Source organism: Nakamurella sp. (assembly GCF_044224575.1).
Classification (GTDB): domain Bacteria; phylum Actinomycetota; class Actinomycetes; order Mycobacteriales; family Nakamurellaceae; genus Nakamurella.
In genome coordinates this window covers 39,561-59,085 of record NZ_JBGAKE010000008.1, presented here as the reverse complement: position 1 = coordinate 59,085, position 19,525 = coordinate 39,561, and the positions used below count along the sequence as shown (strand labels likewise).

Sequence of the window (19,525 nt, the reverse complement as noted above, 5' to 3'; positions counted from 1 at the left end):
GGCGACGTCGGCCACCGCAGGTCGGCGGGGTGGGGATGCCAAATCGGTTCAGCGCGGCCGAGCCGGGTCCTGCGTGTGGGCACAACCACAAACGGCCCCGCGGCAAGACATCAGGCACAATCTCGCCATGCGAACCGCGCCTGCCGACATGCACGCCGAGGCTCAGGCGATTCTGCAGGGTCGGCCACGACACCAGCAGGAACTGTTCGGGCTGCGGCTCGACCGCTGGTGGCAGGACCTGGACGATGCGCTGACCGCGGTGTACGGCGGTGAGCGGGCCACCGACCTCGAGCGCCGGCTGGTCCGGATCGCGGCCACCGCGTTCGGCGAACGGGATCCCGAGCTGCACCGGCTCGATCTGCAGCGCACGCTGGACCCGGCCTGGTTCCAGGACGAGTCGATGCTCGGCTACGCCTGTTATACCGAGCGCTTCGCGGGCGACCTCGCGGCGCTCATCGACAAGATCGGCTACCTGCGCGAGCTCGGCGTCACCTACCTGCACCTGATGCCGCTGCTGCAGCCGCGGGACGGGGACAGCGACGGCGGCTACGCGGTCGCGGACTATCGGCGGGTCCGCACCGACCTGGGCACGATGGCGGATCTGCGCACGCTGGCCGCCGAACTGCGCGCCGCCGGCATCAGCCTGGTGATGGACCTGGTCCTCAACCATGTCGCCGCCGAGCACGCCTGGGCCCGGGCCGCCCGCGACGGCGACCCGCACTATCGCGACTATTTCTACGTCTATCCCGACCGGACGGAGCCCGACCGTTACGAACGGACCCTGCCCGAGGTGTTCCCGGATTTCGCCCCGGGCAGCTTCAGCCATTCCGCGGACCTCGACGGTTGGGTGTGGACCACGTTCAACACCTGGCAGTGGGACGTCAACTGGACCAATCCGGACGTCTTCGCCGAGTACGCCGACGTCATCCTGTTCCTGGCCAATCAGGGCGTGCAGGTCCTGCGGCTGGATGCCATCGCGTTCGTCTGGAAGCGCCTGGGGACCAACTGCCAGAATCAGCCGGAGGTGCACGCGATCACCCAGGCGCTGCGCGCGGTCGCCCGGATCGCGTGCCCGGCCGTCCTGTTCAAGGCCGAGGCGATCGTCGCCCCGCAGGATCTGGTGCACTACCTGGGTCAGGGCGCGCACCACGGCAAGGTCAGCGACATCGCCTACCACAACAGCCTGATGGTGCAGATCTGGTCGACGTTGGCGGCCGGCGACGCGTCGTTGGCCGCGCATGCGCTGCGGGCCATCCCGCCGGTGCCCACCACGACCACCTGGGTCACCTACGTCCGCTGTCACGACGACATCGGCTGGGCCATCGACGCGGCCGATGCGGCGGCAGTCGGCCTGAACGGGTTCGAGCACCAGCGGTTCCTGTCCGACTGGTACTCCGGCAGCTTTCCGGGGTCACCGGCGCGGGGCCTGGTGTTCCAGGAGAACCCGGACACCGGCGACCGGCGGATCAGCGGGTCGGCGGCGAGCCTGGTCGGCCTGGACACGGCCGGTTCACCGGCCGACGTCGACCTGGTGGTGGGCCGGCTCTACCTGGCGCACGCGATCATCATGGGCTGGGGCGGCATCCCGGTGATCTGGATGGGGGATGAGATCGCCATGTCCAACGACCCGGACTGGGCGTCCGAGCCCGGCCACGAGAGTGACAACCGGTGGGCGCACCGGCCCCGGATGGACTGGGACCGGGCGGCAATGCGACACGACCTCACCACCGTCCCCGGGCGCGTCTTCGCCGGCCTGCGGCACCTGGCGGCCGCGCGGTCGGCGCTGCCGCACCTCGAGGCGTCCGTGGCCGCCGAGATCCCGGCCCTGTCCGACCCGGGCGTGCTGCCCGTGCTGCGCCGGCATCCGCTCGGCCCATTGCTGGAACTGTTCAACGTGACCGGCAGTTGGCGCGCCTTCCCGGGATCGCGCCTGGCCGAGTACGGCCTGGTCGGGGCCCGGGACGCGCTGTCGGGCGAGCAGGTCTTCCCCGGCCCCGACGGCAACATCTGGCTGCATCCCTACGCCGTGCGGTGGCTGGTGCGGGACTGAGCAGTCAGCTGCCCGGGGCGCGGGCGAGCACGGTGACCGTGCCCGGGGCCACCTCGGTGAAGCCGGCGTCCCGGACGGCCAGCAGGCTGCGTCCGGTCCAGGCGGTCGCCTGGTCCCGCCGCAGCGGTTCGCCCAGGGCCGCCCACTCCGCGTCGTCGACCCGGCGGACCCGGACCGGGTAGCCGGCGTCGCGCCACCGGTCGAGCCGGGTCCGGCCGGCCGGCCCGTCGCGACCGAGCAGGGCCGCGCCGATCATGCCGGCGTGGCCCGCCTGCGCCATCGCCTTCCCGACGGTCATCGGCAGGGCCGTCGGCACCCACAGGCGGAGCCGGCCGCGCTTGTCGGTCGACGGGGCCGAATCCGACACCGCGGGGGCCGTCGGTTCGTCCGGCGGCACGTCGGTGCCGCCGACCTGCAGCCGGGAGACCCGCGGATCCAGCTCGGCCACCGGGCCGGGTACCAGCGCCCGCACCTGGGTGCCGGCGTCCGTCACCGTGATCCCGGGCAGGCCCTGGACCGCGGTCCAGTGCGCGCCGCGGGCCCGCCGGGTCACCTTACGGATGTGGCCGCCGATGTAGGCGGCGACGGCGTCGTGCCATTCGCCGCCGGGTTCGCTGCGCGGGTCGAGGCAGATGGCGGCGGCCACCCCGGCGGCCAGCGCCACGGCCCGGTGCCACGACGGCGGGTCGGCCCGCTCCATCCGCAGGATCAGCTGCATGGCCCGGACGTCCTGCGCCGCCTCCGCCCGGTCGAGAACGACCTGCGCGGCGTCCAGCCCCAGCCAGTGCCCGTACCGGTCGGCCAGCGGGGAAAGCACCGAAGCCTCGCTCATGCCGCCCTCACCGTGCTCACTCCAACGGCACCCGACGCAACGTGCCGTCGGCGGCGTCCGCGGCCTCGATCTCGTCGCGCGAGATGCCCAGGATGAACAGGACCGGGTCCAGGAACGGCTGGTTGAGCGTGGTGTCGGCGAACCCGGCGACCACCGGCTTGGCGTTGAACGCGATGCCCAGGCCGGCCGCGGACAGCATGTCGATGTCGTTGGCGCCGTCGCCGACCGCGACGGTCTGGGCCAGGCCCACCCCGTGCTGCGCGGCGAACCGGGCCAGGGCCTGCGCCTTCCCGGGCCGATCGACGATCTCGCCGACCACCCGGCCGGTCAGCCGGCCGTCGCGGACCTCCAGGGTGTTCGCGGCCGCGAAGTCGAGGTCGAGTTCGGTCACCAGGTGGCTGATCACCTGGGTGAACCCGCCGGACACGACGCCGCAGCGAAAACCCAACCGTTTCAGCGTCCGGATCGTGGTGCGGGCGCCGGGGGTGAGCACCAACGAAGCGGCGACCTGATCGAGCACGGCGGCGTCCAGGCCGGCCAGCATGGACACCCGGGCGCGCAGCGACTCGGCGAAGTCGAGCTCGCCGCGCATCGCCGCCGCGGTGATCTCCTCGACCTTGGACCGGGTGCCGGTGTGGTCGGCCAGCATCTCGATCACCTCACCGGTGATCAGCGTGGAGTCCACGTCGAAGACGATGAGCCGCTTGGCCCGCCGGGCGATGCCGATCCGCTCGACCGCGATGTCCACCCCGGCGGCCGCGGCGACGTCGATCACGGCCGAGCGCAGCGCATCGTCCTCGGGAGCGCTGACGGTGAGTTCCAGGCCGGTGACGGGGTAGTCGGCGATCCGCCGGATCGACTCGATGTTGACGCCCAGCGTGCCGAAGCGCAGGGCCAGCTCGCCGATCGCGGTCGCCTGCAGCGGCCGGCCGAGCACGACGATCGCATGCGTGGCGCTGCGCCGGATCTCGTCCTCGGGCTGATCGACGCCGACCCGCACGGTCATCCCCATCGACCGCATCGCCCGTTCGACATCGGCCTTGATCGGCTCGGCGCTCTCGGGCGTGCGGACCAGCACACCGAGGGTCAGCTGCCCGCGGATGACCGCCTGATCGATGTCGAGCACCTCGACGCTGTGAGTGGCCAGCGCGGTGAACAACTCACCGGTGACACCGGGCCGGTCATGCCCGGTGACCGTGACCAGAACCGTGGACAGCGCTCACCCGCCGAACGGCGCGGACGCGGAACCGGATCCCTCGCCCTCCGGAATTTTCAGATGCGGGCTGGACTCGGCCTCGTCCAGCGCCTTCCACCCCCGGTGCGGGTGCGCCTCGGTCCGCATCCGATCGACCATGTACGGGTGGTGCAGTTCGAACGCCGGGCGTTCGGACCGGATGCGCGGCAACGACTTGAAGTTGTGCCGCGGCGGCGGTGAACTCGTCGCCCACTCCAGCGAGTTGCCGTAGCCCCAAGGATCGTCCGCGGTGGTGATCTCGCCGTACCGCCACGACCGGATCACGTTCCAGATGAACGGGATGGTCGAGAAGCCGAGCACGAAGGCGCCGATGGTGGACACCGTGTTCAGCGTGGTGAAGCCGTCGCTGGGCAGGTAATCGGGGTAACGGCGGGGCATGCCCATGTCGCCGACCCAGTGCTGCACCAGGAACGTGAGGTGGAAGCCGATGAACGTCGTCCAGAAGTGCAACCGGCCGAGCCGCTCGTCCAGGAACCGCCCGGTCATCTTCGGGAACCAGAAGTAGATGCCGCCGTAGGTGGCGAACACGATGGTGCCGAACAGCACGTAGTGGAAGTGCGCGACCACGAAGTACGAGTCCGACACGTGGAAGTCCAGCGCCGGGGCGGCCAGGATGACGCCGGTCAGCCCGCCGAACAGGAATGTCACCAGGAAGCCGGCCGCGAACAGCATCGGCGTCTCGAAGCTGACCTGACCCCGCCACATCGTGCCGATCCAGTTGAAGAACTTCAGGCCGGTCGGAATGGCGATGAGGAACGTCATGAAACTGAAGAAGGGCAAAAGCACGGCACCGGTGGCGAACATGTGGTGGGCCCACACCGCGACCGACAGCGCGGCGATACCCATCAGGGCGTACACCATGCCCCGGTAGCCGAACAGCGGCTTGCGGCTGAACACCGGGATGATCTCGCTGATGATGCCGAAGAAGGGCAAGGCGATGATGTACACCTCGGGATGCCCGAAGAACCAGAACAGGTGTTGATAGAGGATCGCGCCGCCGTTGGCCGGGTCGAGCACGTGGGAGCCGAAATGCCGGTCCGACGCCATGCCCATCAGCGCCGCGGTCAGGATCGGGAACGCGATCAGGATCAGGATCGAGGTGATGAAGATCGCCCAGGTGAACATCGGCAGGCGCCACATCGTCATGCCCGGGGCGCGCATGCAGATCACCGTGGTGATCATGTTGACGCCACCGAGGATGGTGCCGAGGCCGGACACCGCCAGGCCCATGATCCACAGGTCGCCGCCGACGCCGGGCGAGTTCTCGGCCAGCGAGAGCGGCACGTAGGCGGTCCAGCCGAAGGCGGCCGCGCCCCCCGGGGTGAAGAAGCCGGAGGCCGCGATCAGCGCGCCGAAGAAGTACAGCCAGTAGGAGAACGCGTTCAACCGCGGGAACGCCACGTCGGGCGCGCCGATCTGCAGCGGCAGGACGAAGTTGGCGAAGCCGAACACCACGGCCGTGGCATAGAACAGCAGCATGATCGTGCCGTGCATGGTGAACAGCTGGTTGTACTGCTCGGGCGCGAGGAACTGCATGCCCGGCTGAGCCAGCTCGGCCCGCATGAACAGCGCCATCAGGCCGCCGATCATGAACCAGGCGAACGACGTGGCGATGTACATGACCCCGAGGACCTTGGGGTCGGTGGTGTGCAGGTACTGCAGGAACTTCGCCCCCCGCGGCGCCCGCTGCACCGGGTACGGGCGGGTCACCACGGGACGGGGTGCAACTGCGGTCACAGTGGTGCCTCCAGCGGTTCGGCGCACGCTCGGGGTCGGTTCACATGCCACATCCATGACGTGACCATCAGAGCTTAATCCGACGAGGCGTAGAACACTGCGCGAGGGGGGGCCGAGTTTCCCCGGACCGGGCTCGGACTGCCGCCCGGGCGCCCTCGATCGACGACGGGGATGCCGAGATCGCGGGCGGCAGCGGCCGGCCGTTCGTCGAACGTCGCGATGGGCTCGAGCGCCGTGCGGTGCGCATGGACCGCCGACACAACAGAAAAGGCCGGCCGTCCCGAACGGAACGACCGGCCCACTTGGGTGGAGCTGAGGGGACTCGAACCCCTGACCCCCACACTGCCAGTGTGGTGCGCTACCAGCTGCGCCACAGCCCCAAGCTGCCGGAACAGGTTACCAAGCTCCCGCAGCGGTTCCTAATCAGCCCACCAGTTTGGTCAGCCAATCGGAGTTCAGGGTCACCGGCGCGCCGTTCTGCACGACGGTCGGAGTGCCCGCCCGGCCGCCGGTGATGGTGCCGAGGTTCGTCATGAACGCGGCTGCCGCGGTCGCCGCGGCCTGGGTGTTCGCGCCGGTCGAGATGCAGGTCTGCGCCTGATCGGAGGCGCCCGCGGTCTTGGCCAGGTCGGCCAGTTGCTGGTTGGACAGGTCGGTCGACCCGTTCTCGGCGGGCTGGTTCGCCGGCGCGAACAGCGCGGAGTGCATGGCCATGTAGACGCCCGGTTGGGTGCCCGAGTTCTGCGCGACGCACAGCAGCGCGCCGGCCGCGCGACTCGAGTAGTCCCCCGAGTGCGAACCCTTGTTCAGGAAGTCGACCATGTGGTAGTTCACGGTGAGGTTGCCGTTGTCCAGCTGCTGATTGATCTGCTGCCCGAACTGCCGTTCCAGTTCGGCGCAGGCCGGGCAGAGAGCGTCCTCGTAGACGTCGATCGTGGCCTTCGGGGTGCTGCCGGGCTTGGTCACGGTCACCACGCCGTCGGCCGAGGCCGTGGCCACGGACTGCGTCGAGGCGCCGTAGCCCTCGGCCTGGGTGGCGGTCTGCTGCCGGTTCAGGATGACCCCGAACACGACGATCGCGATGATCACGACAATCGCGATGCCGCCGATGATCAGCTGGGTGCGGTTGTTCCCCGGGCTGGATCGCCGGGCGGCGGCGACGGACTGCCGGCCGCTTGCGGAGCCCTTGCCCCCCTGACCCTGGTTCTTGCCGTTCTTGCCCGCGCCCGATTGCGCCACTGCCGTGTCCTCTCCGTCGCCGGGGCCGCTGCCGCCGGCTCGCCGTCACCACTATGCCGGGTCGGCCGCACGGCGATGCACGAACCGGTCCACCGACAACGGCGTGTCCGGCCGGATCACCAGATAACCGGCGAGCAGGAACAGCGCCAGGTCGCGAAGGATCTCCGCGGTGTACGCAGTCTGGCCCGCGGCCACCTCACCACCGCCGCCGAAACACCCGCAGTCGATCGACAGGCCCCGGGCCGCCGCCGAGATCACCGCGGCGACGAAGATCACCATGACCACCGCGGCGAGCACCGCGGCCAGCCGGGTCGCCAGTCCGATCAGCAACAACAGGCCCAGGGCGATCTCGAAATACGGCAGCACCGCGGCCACCGTGCCGACCAGCGACTCCGGGAGCAACTGGTAGGCGCGGACCGCCACGATCGTCTCCCGGGCGTCCCAGGCCTTGATCGCCCCCGAGACCAGGAAGACCGCCGCCAGGATCAATCGGGCTAGCACTCCTAGGACGTCGCGGATGCGCCCGCCTCGGGATACTGTCCGCGTGTTGGTCACCCGTTCACCCTAACGATCCCATTTCGCCATTCTCGGTTCCGCAACAACTCCCGCCCTCCACGCACCGACCCTGAACCCTTCGCCCAAGAAAGGCCTGGATGACGACGACGTTGTTCGTGGTGGCGCTGGTCGTGCTGACCGCGCTCGTGTTCGATTTCACCAACGGGTTCCATGACAGCGCCAACGCCATGGCAACGTCGGTCGCGACGGGAGCATTTGCGCCGCGGGTGGCGGTGCTGGTGGCGGCCATCTTGAACGTGATCGGGGCCTTCCTGTCCACCGAGGTGGCGAAGACGATCTCGGGCGGCATCGTCAACGACGCCGTCGTCACCCCGGTGATGATCTTCGCGGGTCTGGTCGGCGCGATCCTGTGGAACCTGGTGACCTGGCTCTTCGGGCTCCCGTCGAGCTCGTCGCACGCCCTGTTCGGCGGCCTGATCGGGGCCGTGCTGGTCGGTGCCGGGACGGCCGGGGTCAACTTTTCCGTGATCGTGTCGAAGATCGTGCTGCCGGCGATCATGGCGCCGCTGGTCGCCGGCCTGGCCGCGGGCCTGGCCACCTACCTGGTGTACCGGTGGATGCGCCGGGCCGACCGGGAACCCGCCGTCTCCTGGTTCCGCCGCGGGCAGACCGTCTCCGGCTCGATGATCGCACTGGCCCACGGCACCTCCGACGGCCAGAAGACGATGGGCGTCATCACCCTGGTGCTGATCACGGCCGGCTACCAGGAGTCGGGCACCGGTCCACAGGTGTGGGTGATCGTCACGGCCGGGTTGGCGATCGGGCTGGGCACCTATTCGGGTGGTTGGCGGATCATGCGGACGATGGGCAAGGGCATCGTCGAGGTCACCTCCCCGCAGGGGCTGGCCGCCGAGACCACGTCGGCCGCTGCCATCCTGGCGTCGTCACACATGGGGTTCGGATTGTCCACCACCCAGGTCTGTGCCGGGTCCATCATGGGCTCCGGCGTGGGTCGGAAACTCGCCGACGTCCGCTGGGGCACCGCGCGCCGGATGGTCTACGGCTGGTTGCTCACGCTGCCGGCGGCCGCGCTGGCCGGCGCCATCGCCGCCGCGATCGCCGGAACCGGCACCCTCGGCCTGGTGATCGTGTTCGCCGGACTGGTCGCCGGATCCGCGGCGATCTACACCATCTCCCGCCGGGCCCCGGTGTCGGCCGACAACGTCAACGACTCCCGCGACGTGGTCATCAACCCCGGCGACGACCCGACCGCCCGCTCCCCCGAGGTGATCGGATGAAGATCGATTGGGCGTCCCTGGCCCTGGTCGCGGTGACCACGGTGGTCGCCGCGATCTCCATCGTCGGCATCTTCGCCCTCGGGGTGGCGGCCCTGACCCACGAACCGGTCGGTGGCGGGCGGCCCAACATCGTGGCGCGGATGGCCGGCTTCGCCTGCGTCGGCGTCGCCGGGCTCATCGCGCTGTACGGGATCTACCTGATCGTCCCCGCGTTCCACTGACCCGGCCCGCCCCGGGTGGGGCCGGAGCTGTCGGCTGCGCCCCCTCCACCGCCCGACTCAGCTGGTCGGTGCGGCACTGCTGGGCGCAGCGCTCGCCGGCGCCGACCCGCTGGGCGTCGTCGCCGGGGTGACTGTCGTCTGGTACAGCAGGTCGACGACGGCCGCGATCGCCGGCTGGCTCTGCCCGGAGGACGGGTCGGTCTGCCCGGGTACCTGGACCAGGACCCGGCTGCCCAGAGGTACCCCGACGAGGCCCTCGAAGGGGCCACCGGTGGCCACCGGCAACTCCTGCGGACCCTGGGCCGGGGCGCCCGACGCGGGATCGGCCGTCCAGGTGGATCCGGCGTTCTCGCCGGTCCAGGTGACCGCCGCGTACTGGACCAGCACCTGACCGAGCTGGATCGGGGCACCGGTGCCCTTGGCCAGCACGGTCACCGACGGGGTCGTGGGTTCGGGAGTGCCGGCCGGCACGGTGATGGTGGCCGGTCCGCCCAGGTCCCCGCTGACCTGCGGCGCGTTGGCGGGGGCGGGCTGCACTTCGGCATCGGACTGACCGGCGGCATTGGGCCCGATGGCGTTCACGATGTCGACGACGAAGACCAGGGTGTCGGTGCCACCGATCTTGGCGTCGCTCTTGCCGGCCGACCCGTAGCCGTCCGCCGGCGGCAGGGACAGCATCACCCGGCTGCCGACCGGGACCCCGACCAGGCCGACGTCCCAGCCCGGCACCACCTTGCCGACGCCGATCTGGAACGCCGAGGTGGCCCCGCGGTCGTAGGAGTTGTCGAAGACGTCCCCGCCCCAGATCTGGCCGAGGTAATTGGTGATCAACCAGTCGCCGCTCTGGGTGACCGGACCGGTGCCCTCGGACAGGATCACCCGCTGCAGGCTGGGTGGTGGGTCGGTCGACGGGAAGGTGAGGGTCGGCTTCTCGCCGAACGCCCCGCTCGCGGTCGGCAACTGGTCGGCGGGCACCGCCGCGGCCACGGCGGTGGCCGGCGGGACGCTCGGCCCCAGGGTCGCCGGCGTGGTCGTGGCCGATGAACTCGTCGGCGTCGACGTGCCCCCGGAACCGCAACCGGCGAGCAGGACGCCGACCGCCAGGGGCAGGGCCAGGACAAGGGCGCGGACGCGCATCGAACATCCTCGGAGTCTGATGGGGTGGTGTCGGTGGAGCCGTTGCACTGCGGGCGCCGAGGGCGCTCGGCAACCCGCAACCCTACGCAGCGCAGCTGTTGGGCCACCGTTGGCCCGCCGTGTGAACACCCTGGGAATGTCCGGCCCGGGTTTGCGCGGGCCCGGGGTTGCGCGGGCCGGCCGATGCGCGGCCCCTAACCTGGTCCCGTGGCTCCCACCGCGAAGGTCTTCGTCGCCCAGCTGGCCGGGCTGCCGGTATTCGGCCCGGGCGGCGAATCGATCGGCAAGGTGCGGGACATCGTGGTCGCGCTGCGGGTGGACCGCAAGCCGCCCCGGGTGCTCGGGCTGGTGGTCGAGCTGCTCACCCGTCGACCGATCTTCGTGCCGATGTTGCGGGTCGGCAGCCTGGAGTCGCACGCAATCGCCCTGTCCACCGGCTCGGTCAGCATGCGCCGGTTCGAGCAGCGGCCGATGGAGCTGCGGTTGATCGGCCAGTTGTTGGGCGTGTCGGTGCATCTGGCCGCCCGGGCCACGTCGGCGGTCGTGGTGGACGCGGCGATGGAGCGCACCCGCAGCCGGGACTGGGTGGTGGCCCGCGTCGCGGTGCGGGAGAAGACGCGCCGGCTCGTCCGGCGGGCGCCGATCCAGGTCGTGAGCTGGCAGGACGTCCGGGGGCTTGGCCCGGCCGAGCTGACCGGTCAGCCGATCCGCGGGTCCCAGCAGGTGCTGGCCCAGATGGAAGGGCTGCGGGCGGCGGACGCGGCCGCAATCCTGCGGGAACTGGAGCCGGCGCTGCGGTACGAGGTCGCCGACACGATGGACGACGACCGGTTGGCCGACATCCTGCAGGAACTCGGCGAGGACGATCAGCAGGAGATCCTGGCCCATCTGGACGAGGCCCGGGCGGCGGACATCCTGGAGGCCATGGACCCGGACGACGCGGCCGACCTGCTCTCCGAACTGCCCGCCGGGGTTCAGGAACGGCTGCTCGGCCTGATGGAACCGGAAGAGTCGGCGCCGGTGCGGCGGCTGCTGCAGTACTCGTCCGAATCGGCCGGCGGCCTGATGACCCCCGAGCCGGTGGTGCTCACCCCGGACGCCACGATCGCCGAGGCCCTGGCCCGGGTCCGCTCCCCCGACCTGACCCCGGCGCTGTCGTCGATGGTGTTCGTCTGCCGGCCGCCGCAGGCCACCCCCACCGGCCGGTACCTGGGCTGCGTGCACACCCAACGACTGCTCCGCGAGCCCCCGTTCGAGCTGGTCGCCGGCGCGCTGGACACCGAGATGGCCCGGCTGTCGCCCGACGCCTCGCTGGCCGACGTCACCCGGTTCTTCGCCTCGTACAACCTGGTCTGCGCGCCCGTCGTCGACGACGAGGACCACCTGCTGGGGGCGGTCACCGTCGACGACGTGCTGGACCACCTGCTGCCGGACAACTGGCGGGACGAGGGGCTGGACGAGGACGAACCCGCGCCGGCCGCCCGGGGGGTGACGCATGGCTGAGTCCCCGCCCCGTCGGCGGCTGGACCAGCCGCGCAGCGGGCGCCGGTTCGCCATGGAGATCGACCCGGAGACCTTCGGCCGGCTCTCCGAACGGCTGGCCCGATTCCTGGGCACCGGCACGTTCCTGTTCTGGCAGACCCTGGTGGTGATCATCTGGATCTCGCTGAACCTGTTCGCGGTCAGCTACCAGTGGGACCCCTACCCGTTCATCCTGCTCAACCTGGCCTTCTCCACGCAGGCCGCATACGCGGCGCCGCTGATCCTGCTGGCGCAGAACCGGCAGGACGACCGGGACCGCATCACGCTGGAGGAGGACCGGACGCGGGCGGCGCAGACCAAGGCCGACACCGAGTTCATCGCGCGTGAGCTGGCCGCGCTGCGGGTCGCCATCGGCGAGGTCGCCACCCGCGACTACCTGCGCGGCGAGCTCGAACGGCTGCGGGAGGACCTGGAGCAGCCCGACGGAGGGGAGTCGACGCGGGACAAGCCGGCCAAGCGGTCGGACAAGCGCAAGTCCCGGCCCAAGCCGTCGCCGTCCGACTGACCCCGGCGCGGGTCGGACCCGGTGAGCAGCCGCCGAAACGATGAATGCCCAGGTCCGAGGACCTGGGCATTCATCACTCCAGTGGAGGTGGCGGGAATTGAACCCGCGTCCACCGCGGCCTTGCGAGGGCTTCTCCGGGCGCAGTCCGTTAGATCTCTACTCGGCCCCACCGCTGTCACGGACACCCCGGTGTGACGGGCCCAGTCGCTGTTTGATGTCCCTCGAGGTCCCGCGACCGGACCTCTCGGTGATCCCCCTAGCTGACGTCAGGGTCCGGGTCGGAGGATCCCCGGTCTGACGGACTTCTTACTCGCTCAGGCGGCGAGGGCGAAGTCAGTGCGCTTAGAGTTGGCACTTGATTTTTTTGCAACGGATGGTTAACGAGATCATCGTTGCCTTCCTCGGCCCGCTTCACCTCACTTGACGCACGCTGTCGAATCCGATCACCCCCGAGTCGCTGGGGTTACAGCTCCTCCAGTCTACGGCATGGCGCGGCGGAGCGGGACGGGATTGCGGGGCCGCCGGGCCGTCGTCGGGGACGTCGTCAGTGACCCTTGGCCCGCCGGCCGGCGTACCGCTCGAGTTCCCGGTCGGCGTCCCGCTTGGCGATGGTCTGGCGCTTGTCGTATTCGCGCTTGCCGCGGGCCAGGCCGAGCTCGACCTTGACGCGCCCGTTGCTGAAGTACAGCGACAGCGGAATCAGCGCGGTTCCGCTCTCGCGCATCTTGCCGGCGAGCCGGAGGATCTCCGCGCGGTGCAGCAGCAGCTTGCGGGCCCGCCGCGGCGCGTGGTTGGTCCAGGTGCCTTCGGCGTACTCGGCGATGTGCACCCCGCGCAGCCACACCTCGTCCTCGCTGATCGTCGCGTACCCGTCGACCAGCGTGGCCCGTCCGGCCCGGCAGGACTTCACCTCGGTGCCGGTGAGCGCGATCCCGGCCTCATAGGTGTCCAGGATCTCGTAGTCGTGCCGGGCCTTGCGGTTGGACGCGATGATCTGCCGGCCGGTCGGCCGGTTGCTGCTCTGGGACTTGGCGATCTTGTTCATGGCGCCGTCAACAGTAGTCAGTCCTCCGGACGGACTTCACCGCATTTCGACGTCACAAGCGCACGTAGAGCCGGAGCGTGACGTAGGCCGATATCGCCGCCAGACCGCCGCCGGCGGCCAGCAGGATCGGGGACACCCAGACCAGGGTCGCCGCGTCGATCTCCGGCAGGATGCCCGACCTGATCACCGGGCCGAGAGCCTGGTCGACGAACAGGAACTTGGCGGCGACCAGCCCACCGATGGCCAACGCCGCGCCGACCAGGCCGGCGATCACCGCCTCGAGCATGAACGGCAACTGCGTACGCCACCGGGAGGCGCCCACCAGTCGCATGATCGAGGTCTCCGCCCGCCGGGTGTAGGCGGCCACCTGGACCATGTTCGAGATCAGCAGCAGCGCCGCCAACGCCTGGATGAGCGCCACGATGATGGTCGCGTTGCGGATGCCGTTGAGCAGGCTGAACAGCCGGTCCAGGAACGCGCTCTGGTCGGCCACCGACTGCACCCCGGGCTTGCCGGAGAACTGCTCGGAGATCACCCGGTACCGCTGCGGGTCGTAGAGCTTCACATGAAAAGACGCGGACAGGGCCTCCGGTGAGCCGATCTCCAGCAGCTCGGGCTGCCCGGCGAACTGCTGCTTGTAGCGCTCGTACGCGGCGGCCTGGCTCTCGAAGTCGACGGTCTCGACGTCACCGTTGGCCTGCAGCGCCTGACTGATGTCCTGGCAGGGCGACTGGCGGCAGTCGGGGTCCTGCGCGGAGACGTCCGGGCTCAGGTAGATGGTGACCTCGACCTTGTCGCCGTAGATGTCGCGCATCTGGTCGGTCATCCGGGCGATGATGAGCCCGCCGCCGAGCAGGCCGAGCGAGATCGCGGTGGTGAGAATCATCGCGATGGTCATGGTGATATTTCGGCGAAATCCGGTCAGGACTTCGCTGACGACAAATCCGGCGCGCACTGGGTTCCTCTCGTTGACTGCGCGGTGGGCAGGCTGGCGGTACGACTTGTCTAGCGGCCGACGCCGTAGACGCCGCGGGCCTCGTCCCGCACGACCTTGCCCAGCTGCAGTTCGATGACCCGTCGGCGCATGGAGTCCACGATGGTGTTGTCGTGGGTGGCCATCAGCACGGTGGTGCCGGTCCGGTTGATCCGCTCCAGCAGCAGCATGATGTCGGCGCTGGTGTCGGGGTCGAGGTTGCCGGTGGGCTCGTCCGCGAGCAGCAGGATCGGCCGGTTGGCGAATGCCCGGGCGATGGCAACCCGTTGCTGCTCGCCACCGGACAGCTCGTGCGGCAGCCGGTTCGCCTTCCCCTCCAACCCGACCATCTCGAGCACCTCGGGCACGGTCTGCTTGATCGATGCCTTCGACCGGCCGATCACCTCGAGGGCGAATCCGACGTTCTGCGCCACGGTGCGGTTGGTGAGCAGACGAAAGTCCTGGAAGACACAGCCCAGCCGGCGCCGGTGCGCGGCGACCCGGCCCCGCCGCATGTGCACCAGGTCCTCGCCGTTGACCTCCAGCTCGCCCCCGGTCGGCACGTCCTCCCTGATGAGCAGGCGAAGCAGGGTCGACTTACCGGACCCGGACGGGCCGATGACGAAGACGAACTCACCCTTGTCGACCTCGATGCTGACGTCGTCGAGGGCGGGCCGGGTGGATGTCTTGTATTGCTTGCTGACCTTTGACGCGTGAATCACAACGCCGGAGTGTAAAGGCAAAAGAGTTATCGACCCGTGATTGCGAGCCGAAACACCACAGCGAAGAGCCGGTCGACCTCACCGATACGAGGATTCTTCCCGGATGAGAACGCTCCGACGGGGGTTGATCACCCGTTCAGCAGCGCCATGATGTCCTGATGCAGGAGGCCGTTCGTAGCCAGCGCGCTGACCGTCGTGCCGCCGGATGGCTGACCGTCGATCGCCGTGAATCGGCCGCCCGCCTCGATCACGATCGGCACCAGGGCGGCGACGTCCCACAGGCTCAACTCGGGCTCGGCGGCGATGTCCACCGCCCCCTCGGCCAGGAGCATGTACGAGTAGAAGTCTCCGTAGGCGCGGGTGCGCCAGCAGGCGTCGAGCAGGGCCTGGAACTGCCGGGTCCGGCCGGCCGACCGCCACTCGGCCGGTTCCGAGTAGGACAGGGACGCATGGGCGGGCGACCGCACCCCCGACACCCGGCAGCGGCGCTCCGGTCCGCCGGCGAACCGGGTGAAGGCGCCGGTTCCGGACGCCGCCCACCACCGCCGGGCCAGCGCGGGCGCCGACACCACACCCACGACCGGGTCGGCGCCGGGCGGCCCGTCGATCAGGGCGATCAGCGTGGCCCAGATCGGTACGCCGCGGACGAAGTTCTTGGTGCCGTCGATGGGGTCGACGATCCACCGCCGGCCCTGGACCTGGGCCGCCGACCCACCGAACTCCTCCCCGACGACCTGATCGTCCGGCCGGTCCACCGCCAGGCGCGAGCGGATGGCGGATTCGACCGCGAGATCGGCGTCGGACACGGGCGTCAGGTCGGGTTTGGCGGTCACCTGAAGGTCCGCGGCGCCGAACCGGGGCAGGGCGATGGCGTCGGCGATGTCGGCCAACTGCAGGGCGAGCGCGAGGTCGTGGTGATAGCCGGGCACGGTGTCACTGTAGGAACCCGGCCGACCGGCGCGAGCAGGGATACCCTTGATATGCACGATTCGTCCGGTTTATCACGCGGAGGCCGCCATGCCCGCCGTCCTGCCGCGAATCAGGGATCTGCTTGCCGGACTGGACGATCTCGAGCCGATGCCGGACGCGCCCGGAAAGTCGGGTGCCCGCCTGCGTCGCGGGCGCCGGGACGGCCACTCCTACGTGGTGAAGTTCATCGACGCCGGCCGGGACTGGACCCAGCACGCGTCGGGCGTCCTGGGCGGGCCGATCGTGCCCCTGTGGCAGCGGGGAATCCTGGATCGGCTGCCCGACTGCATCAACCAGCCGATCATCGCCGTGGCCGACGAGGGTCACGGGTCGCACCGGCGGACGGCCATCCTGATGCACGACGTGGCCCGTTGGCTGATCCCGCCGGTCGACGAGAGCATCCCGTTGTCGGTCCATCAACTCCAGTTGGCCCACCTGGCGACCATGCACGCCACGTTGTGGGAGCCGGGGGCCGAGTTCGACGTGGTCCCCGAGATGCACCGGTACCTGGAGCTGTCGCCATGGACCGCATGGACGGAGGCGGCGATCGGGTCCGACCACGTCGTGCCGCCCCTGCTCGACCGGGGCTGGCAACTGTTGCCGCAGGTGGCACCGCGCGCGGCGGCGATCGTCGGTCCGCTCGCGCTGGATCCCGGCCCGCTGGTCCAGGCGCTCGGCGGCACCCCGCAATCGTTCGTGCACGGGAACTGGAAGTTGGACAACCTCGGGCTGGACGACCGCGGACGAACGGTGCTGATCGACTGGGAGCTGCCCGGCATCGGTGCCCCGTGTGGCGACCTGGCGTGGTACCTGGCCATCAACTGCCGGCGACTGCCGCAGAGCAAGGAGGCCGCCATCGCCGACTACCGGGCCGCACTGGAAGCGGCGGGGGTGGACACCGGCGGCTGGTGGGATCGGCAGCTCGGTCTGGCCCTGCTCGGCGCTCTGGTGCAGTTCGGCTGGGAGAAGGCGTTCGGCGGGTACGACGACGAATTGGCCTGGTGGGCGGACCGGGCGACGGAAGGCGCGCGCTACCTCGGGTGATGGGTCCCGATCGGCGGGTCATCCCGCCGGCGGTGCAGTCCGCCCATCGAACCGGATCGTCTCGGCTTGCACCACCGTGCGCCCGATCTCGGCGACGAACGCGGGCCACAAGGCCTCCGGCAGGTCGTGACCCATGCCCGGGTAGGTGACCAGCCGGGCGTCCGGAATCGCCCGGGCGGTGGCCCGGCCGCCCGTCACGCCGATGAGCGGGTCCGCCTCGCCGTGCAGCACCAGGGTCGGCACGTCGACCGCGGCGAGCGCTACCGTGCGATCGGGAGCGGCGAGCAGGGCGGCGAACTGCCGGGCGTTGCCGGCCGGGTCGTACCGGCGGTCCCAGGACTCGCTGACCCGCCGACGCTGCCGATCCTCGTCGAACGGGTAGCCGGGCGAACCGGTCTGCCGCCAGTTCGCCAGGCCGCTCTCGATCGCCTCCTCCTTGGTCCGCGCGGGCTTCTGGGTGACCATCCGCCGGGCGATGTCCAGGCGGGGCCGGCCCACCCGACGGCTGCCGGTGGTCGAGGACATCGAGGTCAGGCTGCGCACCCGGGTGGGGTACTCCAACGTCAGGACCTGGCTGATGCAGCCGCCCATCGAGATGCCGACCACATGCATGCTGTCGTGGCCGAGCGCGGAGATCAGCTCGGCGGTGTCCTGGGCCATGTCCGCGAGCAGGTATGGCGGGGTGCGCCCGAAGAACGCGGCGACCGGCTGGCCGCGGGGCAGGTCGTCCAGGTGAGTGGACAGCCCCACGTCCCGGTTGTCGAACCGGGTGACGCGGTGACCCGCGTCCGCCAGCAGCTGGCAGAACTCCGCGGGCCAGCCGAGCATCTGCGTGCCCAGGCCCATCACCAGCAGGATCGGGACGGCGTGCGGATCACCGAACGACTGGTACGCCAGGGTCAGCCCGTTGGCCGCGGCGGTTCGGACATCATCCACGCCCCTATTGAAGCAACCGGCCACCGGTCAGCACCGACCAGCGTCGCCTCGGCCCGTGGCCGTGCGAGCGGACCAGCGGGTGGGTCGGCCGCAGGTAACCGCTGACGGCCAACCCCCGGTAGCCGGCGGCATCCAGCCGCACGTCCAGCTCCGCGCCGGTCAGCCGGGCGTCGCCGACCAACCGCTGCAGCGCCCGGTCGGTCACCCAGCCGAGCCGGCGCGGGTCGACGCCGTCGGCCAGTGCCCAGGTGTCGGCGTCGGTCCGGGTCAGCAGGGCCGACCCGCCGAGTTCGCGTCGCAGCCGGCGCTCGTTCACCCCGAGGGCGGACATCCGGTTCACCCCGGCGGCGATCTCCGCGGTCGGCAGCGGGCCACCGGCGGCGATCATCCGCGCCGCGATCCGCGGGACCAGATCGTCCCGCCGGTCGAAGGTGGTGGTCCGGGCCGACCGCCGGTCGCGGACCCGGCGGCGGGCCGCTTCCCGAGCCTCCACGTACTTGGTGTGGCCGCTGCCCAGGGTGACGGCCAGCGCGCCCAGGGTCAGCGCGACGACGATCGGGCTGGTCAGCAGCGAGACGGCCCGGTCGAGCAGCGTCTCGTCGAGGATGATCACCAGGTAGGCGATCAGCAGCAGCACCCACAGCGCGCACAACGACCGCCCGGTCTCCCCCGCCTTGGCCCGGTCGTCGGCGCGGGACCCGGGCATCGTGCCGACCACGAACGACCAGCGGCAGGCCACCGCGGTGCAGCCGGCGTGGATGGTGAAGGCCACCGCGCCGACCAGCGCGAACGGGGCATGCTCGGCATCGACCAGGGCGTAGCCCAGCGCCAGGCAGACGCTGAGCAGGTCGATCACCACGACCAACGCGAACCCGACCCAGCCGGCCTCGGTGGACACCGCGGCGCCGAACACCTCCAACAGCAGCCCGAGGAAAAACGCCAGGCCGAGCGCCACGGTCAGCCACTCCGGGACCGCGCAGATCCCGGCGGCCAGCAGCCAGAGCACGGCAACGGTGCTGCCGGCGAGCAGCCACCGGCCCACCGCGGTGGCCGCGGCGCCCTGGATCCGGCGCTGCCAGTTCGGGTACATCCACATCGACCGGCGCCGGCCGATCACCAGCACCCGGCGGATCGCGACGACCGCCCCGACCAGGGCGGCCAACCAGAGCCCGACGGCCGCGACCGCGGCGCCGGCGGAGACGCCGGGATCGTCCGGGCCGGCATCGAACTCCAGGTCCACCGGCAGGTCGCAGGTCGACCCCGACGACCGGGCCACGGTCACCACGGTCAGGATGGCCAGCAGCATCACCAGCGAGCTCCGGCGCAGCACCACCCAGCGGGTGCGCCGGCGGGGCAGCCCACGGGCCTGCCATCGAACATAGGAGACCTGGACGTCCCGGACCGCCCGGGCGGCCCGCTGGTGAGCCCGCACCGGACGGTCAGCCCGGGGCGCCGTCGATGGTCATCCGTGCACTCTGGCACGGGACGGTCCACCGGTGCGCCG

Annotated in this window: 18 protein-coding genes, 1 tRNA gene and 1 other RNA gene; 6 read left to right on the top strand and 14 right to left on the bottom strand. The window is 70.6% G+C overall.

Features of this window, described 5'->3' with window-relative positions; all coding sequences use genetic code 11:
- The first annotated feature begins 127 nt into the window (after positions 1 to 127).
- Positions 128 to 2,050 (top strand): alpha-amylase family protein, encoded by a 1,923-nt coding sequence (locus ACILSK_RS10980; RefSeq protein WP_395727197.1) that lies wholly within the window; start codon positions 128 to 130, stop codon positions 2,048 to 2,050.
- A gap of 4 nt (positions 2,051 to 2,054) precedes the next feature.
- On the opposite strand, the gene ACILSK_RS10975 is transcribed toward ACILSK_RS10980, so the two are convergent.
- The 6 genes from ACILSK_RS10975 to ACILSK_RS10950 all read right to left on the bottom strand — a co-directional run bounded on the left by ACILSK_RS10975 (position 2,055) and on the right by ACILSK_RS10950 (position 7,614).
- The gene (locus tag ACILSK_RS10975; protein WP_395727196.1) at positions 2,055 to 2,882 is read right to left on the bottom strand and encodes a peptidyl-tRNA hydrolase; all 828 of its coding nucleotides are present in this window, start codon (positions 2,880 to 2,882) and stop codon (positions 2,055 to 2,057) included.
- Between the two features lie 16 nt (positions 2,883 to 2,898).
- Entirely contained in the window at positions 2,899 to 4,098 is a 1,200-nt protein-coding gene (gene serB, locus ACILSK_RS10970) for a phosphoserine phosphatase SerB (RefSeq protein WP_395727367.1), read from the bottom strand.
- A 3-nt stretch (positions 4,099 to 4,101) separates the two neighbouring features.
- Positions 4,102 to 5,874, bottom strand: a complete 1,773-nt coding sequence (ctaD, locus tag ACILSK_RS10965; protein ID WP_395727195.1) for a cytochrome c oxidase subunit I — start codon at positions 5,872 to 5,874, stop codon at positions 4,102 to 4,104.
- 307 nt (positions 5,875 to 6,181) lie between these two features.
- Positions 6,182 to 6,254 (bottom strand) — tRNA-Ala (locus tag ACILSK_RS10960).
- Between the two features lie 43 nt (positions 6,255 to 6,297).
- Complete coding sequence (locus ACILSK_RS10955; protein ID WP_395727194.1) at positions 6,298 to 7,113, bottom strand: DsbA family protein; 816 nt, start codon at positions 7,111 to 7,113, stop codon at positions 6,298 to 6,300.
- 51 nt (positions 7,114 to 7,164) lie between these two features.
- Positions 7,165 to 7,614: a MauE/DoxX family redox-associated membrane protein gene (locus ACILSK_RS10950; protein ID WP_395727193.1), complete on the bottom strand. Its 450-nt coding sequence runs from the start codon at positions 7,612 to 7,614 to the stop codon at positions 7,165 to 7,167.
- Positions 7,615 to 7,766: 152 nt separating this feature from the next.
- On the opposite strand from ACILSK_RS10950, the gene ACILSK_RS10945 reads away from it, so the two are divergent.
- Together ACILSK_RS10945 and ACILSK_RS10940 are read left to right on the top strand one after the other, a co-directional pair.
- Positions 7,767 to 8,927 (top strand): anion permease, encoded by a 1,161-nt coding sequence (locus ACILSK_RS10945; protein WP_395727192.1) that lies wholly within the window; start codon positions 7,767 to 7,769, stop codon positions 8,925 to 8,927.
- Positions 8,924 to 9,148 carry a hypothetical protein gene (locus ACILSK_RS10940; RefSeq protein WP_395727191.1) on the top strand — a complete coding sequence of 75 codons (225 nt, stop codon included), beginning with the start codon at positions 8,924 to 8,926 and terminating at the stop codon, positions 9,146 to 9,148. The genes ACILSK_RS10945 and ACILSK_RS10940 overlap by 4 nt, the downstream gene beginning before the upstream one ends.
- Before the next feature lie 57 nt (positions 9,149 to 9,205).
- Here ACILSK_RS10940 and ACILSK_RS10935 read toward each other — a convergent pair whose 3' ends face one another.
- Positions 9,206 to 10,285 (bottom strand): FKBP-type peptidyl-prolyl cis-trans isomerase, encoded by a 1,080-nt coding sequence (locus tag ACILSK_RS10935; protein ID WP_395727190.1) that lies wholly within the window; start codon positions 10,283 to 10,285, stop codon positions 9,206 to 9,208.
- A 207-nt stretch (positions 10,286 to 10,492) separates the two neighbouring features.
- On the opposite strand from ACILSK_RS10935, the gene ACILSK_RS10930 reads away from it, so the two are divergent.
- Both ACILSK_RS10930 and ACILSK_RS10925 read left to right on the top strand, forming a co-directional pair.
- The gene (locus tag ACILSK_RS10930) at positions 10,493 to 11,788 is read left to right on the top strand and encodes a magnesium transporter MgtE N-terminal domain-containing protein (protein WP_395727189.1); all 1,296 of its coding nucleotides are present in this window, start codon (positions 10,493 to 10,495) and stop codon (positions 11,786 to 11,788) included.
- Positions 11,781 to 12,332 (top strand): DUF1003 domain-containing protein, encoded by a 552-nt coding sequence (locus tag ACILSK_RS10925; protein WP_395727188.1) that lies wholly within the window; start codon positions 11,781 to 11,783, stop codon positions 12,330 to 12,332. Before ACILSK_RS10930 ends, ACILSK_RS10925 begins: the two co-directional genes overlap by 8 nt.
- A 79-nt stretch (positions 12,333 to 12,411) precedes the next feature.
- Here the strand turns inward: ACILSK_RS10925 and ssrA are convergent.
- The 5 genes from ssrA to ACILSK_RS10900 form a co-directional block, all read right to left on the bottom strand.
- Positions 12,412 to 12,783: a transfer-messenger RNA gene (gene ssrA, locus ACILSK_RS10920) on the bottom strand.
- Between the two features lie 93 nt (positions 12,784 to 12,876).
- Positions 12,877 to 13,377, bottom strand: coding sequence for an SsrA-binding protein SmpB (gene smpB / locus ACILSK_RS10915; protein ID WP_395727187.1), 501 nt, complete (start codon positions 13,375 to 13,377; stop codon positions 12,877 to 12,879).
- A 52-nt stretch (positions 13,378 to 13,429) separates the two neighbouring features.
- On the bottom strand, positions 13,430 to 14,332 hold the full coding sequence (gene ftsX, locus ACILSK_RS10910) for a permease-like cell division protein FtsX (RefSeq protein WP_395727186.1): 903 nt from the start codon (positions 14,330 to 14,332) through the stop codon (positions 13,430 to 13,432).
- 50 nt (positions 14,333 to 14,382) lie between these two features.
- A complete protein-coding gene (gene ftsE / locus ACILSK_RS10905; protein WP_395727185.1) occupies positions 14,383 to 15,072 on the bottom strand; it encodes a cell division ATP-binding protein FtsE in 690 nt (229 codons plus the stop codon).
- A gap of 128 nt (positions 15,073 to 15,200) precedes the next feature.
- Positions 15,201 to 16,001 (bottom strand): inositol monophosphatase family protein, encoded by an 801-nt coding sequence (locus tag ACILSK_RS10900; RefSeq protein ID WP_395727184.1) that lies wholly within the window; start codon positions 15,999 to 16,001, stop codon positions 15,201 to 15,203.
- A gap of 88 nt (positions 16,002 to 16,089) precedes the next feature.
- Here ACILSK_RS10900 and ACILSK_RS10895 point away from each other — a divergent pair, with 88 nt between their 5' ends.
- The gene (locus tag ACILSK_RS10895) at positions 16,090 to 17,085 is read left to right on the top strand and encodes a phosphotransferase family protein (protein ID WP_395727183.1); all 996 of its coding nucleotides are present in this window, start codon (positions 16,090 to 16,092) and stop codon (positions 17,083 to 17,085) included.
- Between the two features lie 18 nt (positions 17,086 to 17,103).
- On the opposite strand, the gene ACILSK_RS10890 is transcribed toward ACILSK_RS10895, so the two are convergent.
- A complete protein-coding gene (locus ACILSK_RS10890) occupies positions 17,104 to 18,021 on the bottom strand; it encodes an alpha/beta fold hydrolase (RefSeq protein ID WP_395727182.1) in 918 nt (305 codons plus the stop codon).
- 4 nt (positions 18,022 to 18,025) lie between these two features.
- The gene (locus ACILSK_RS10885; RefSeq protein WP_395727181.1) at positions 18,026 to 19,453 is read right to left on the bottom strand and encodes a hypothetical protein; all 1,428 of its coding nucleotides are present in this window, start codon (positions 19,451 to 19,453) and stop codon (positions 18,026 to 18,028) included.
- Between the last annotated feature and the right edge of the window lie 72 nt (positions 19,454 to 19,525).

Bases quoted from the DNA above. Each gene is read 5' to 3' on its own strand.
- ACILSK_RS10975 (WP_395727196.1), bottom strand. From the start codon at position 2,882: ATGAGCGAGGCTTCGGTGCTTTCCCCGCTGGCCGACCGGTACGGGCAC.
- smpB (WP_395727187.1), bottom strand. From the start codon at position 13,377: ATGAACAAGATCGCCAAGTCCCAGAGCAGCAACCGGCCGACCGGCCGG.
- ACILSK_RS10925 (WP_395727188.1), top strand. From the start codon at position 11,781: ATGGCTGAGTCCCCGCCCCGTCGGCGGCTGGACCAGCCGCGCAGCGGG.
- ACILSK_RS10895 (WP_395727183.1), top strand. From the start codon at position 16,090: ATGCCCGCCGTCCTGCCGCGAATCAGGGATCTGCTTGCCGGACTGGAC.
- ACILSK_RS10940 (WP_395727191.1), top strand. From the start codon at position 8,924: ATGAAGATCGATTGGGCGTCCCTGGCCCTGGTCGCGGTGACCACGGTG.
- ACILSK_RS10945 (WP_395727192.1), top strand. From the start codon at position 7,767: ATGACGACGACGTTGTTCGTGGTGGCGCTGGTCGTGCTGACCGCGCTC.
- ACILSK_RS10935 (WP_395727190.1), bottom strand. From the start codon at position 10,285: ATGCGCGTCCGCGCCCTTGTCCTGGCCCTGCCCCTGGCGGTCGGCGTC.
- ACILSK_RS10980 (WP_395727197.1), top strand. From the start codon at position 128: ATGCGAACCGCGCCTGCCGACATGCACGCCGAGGCTCAGGCGATTCTG.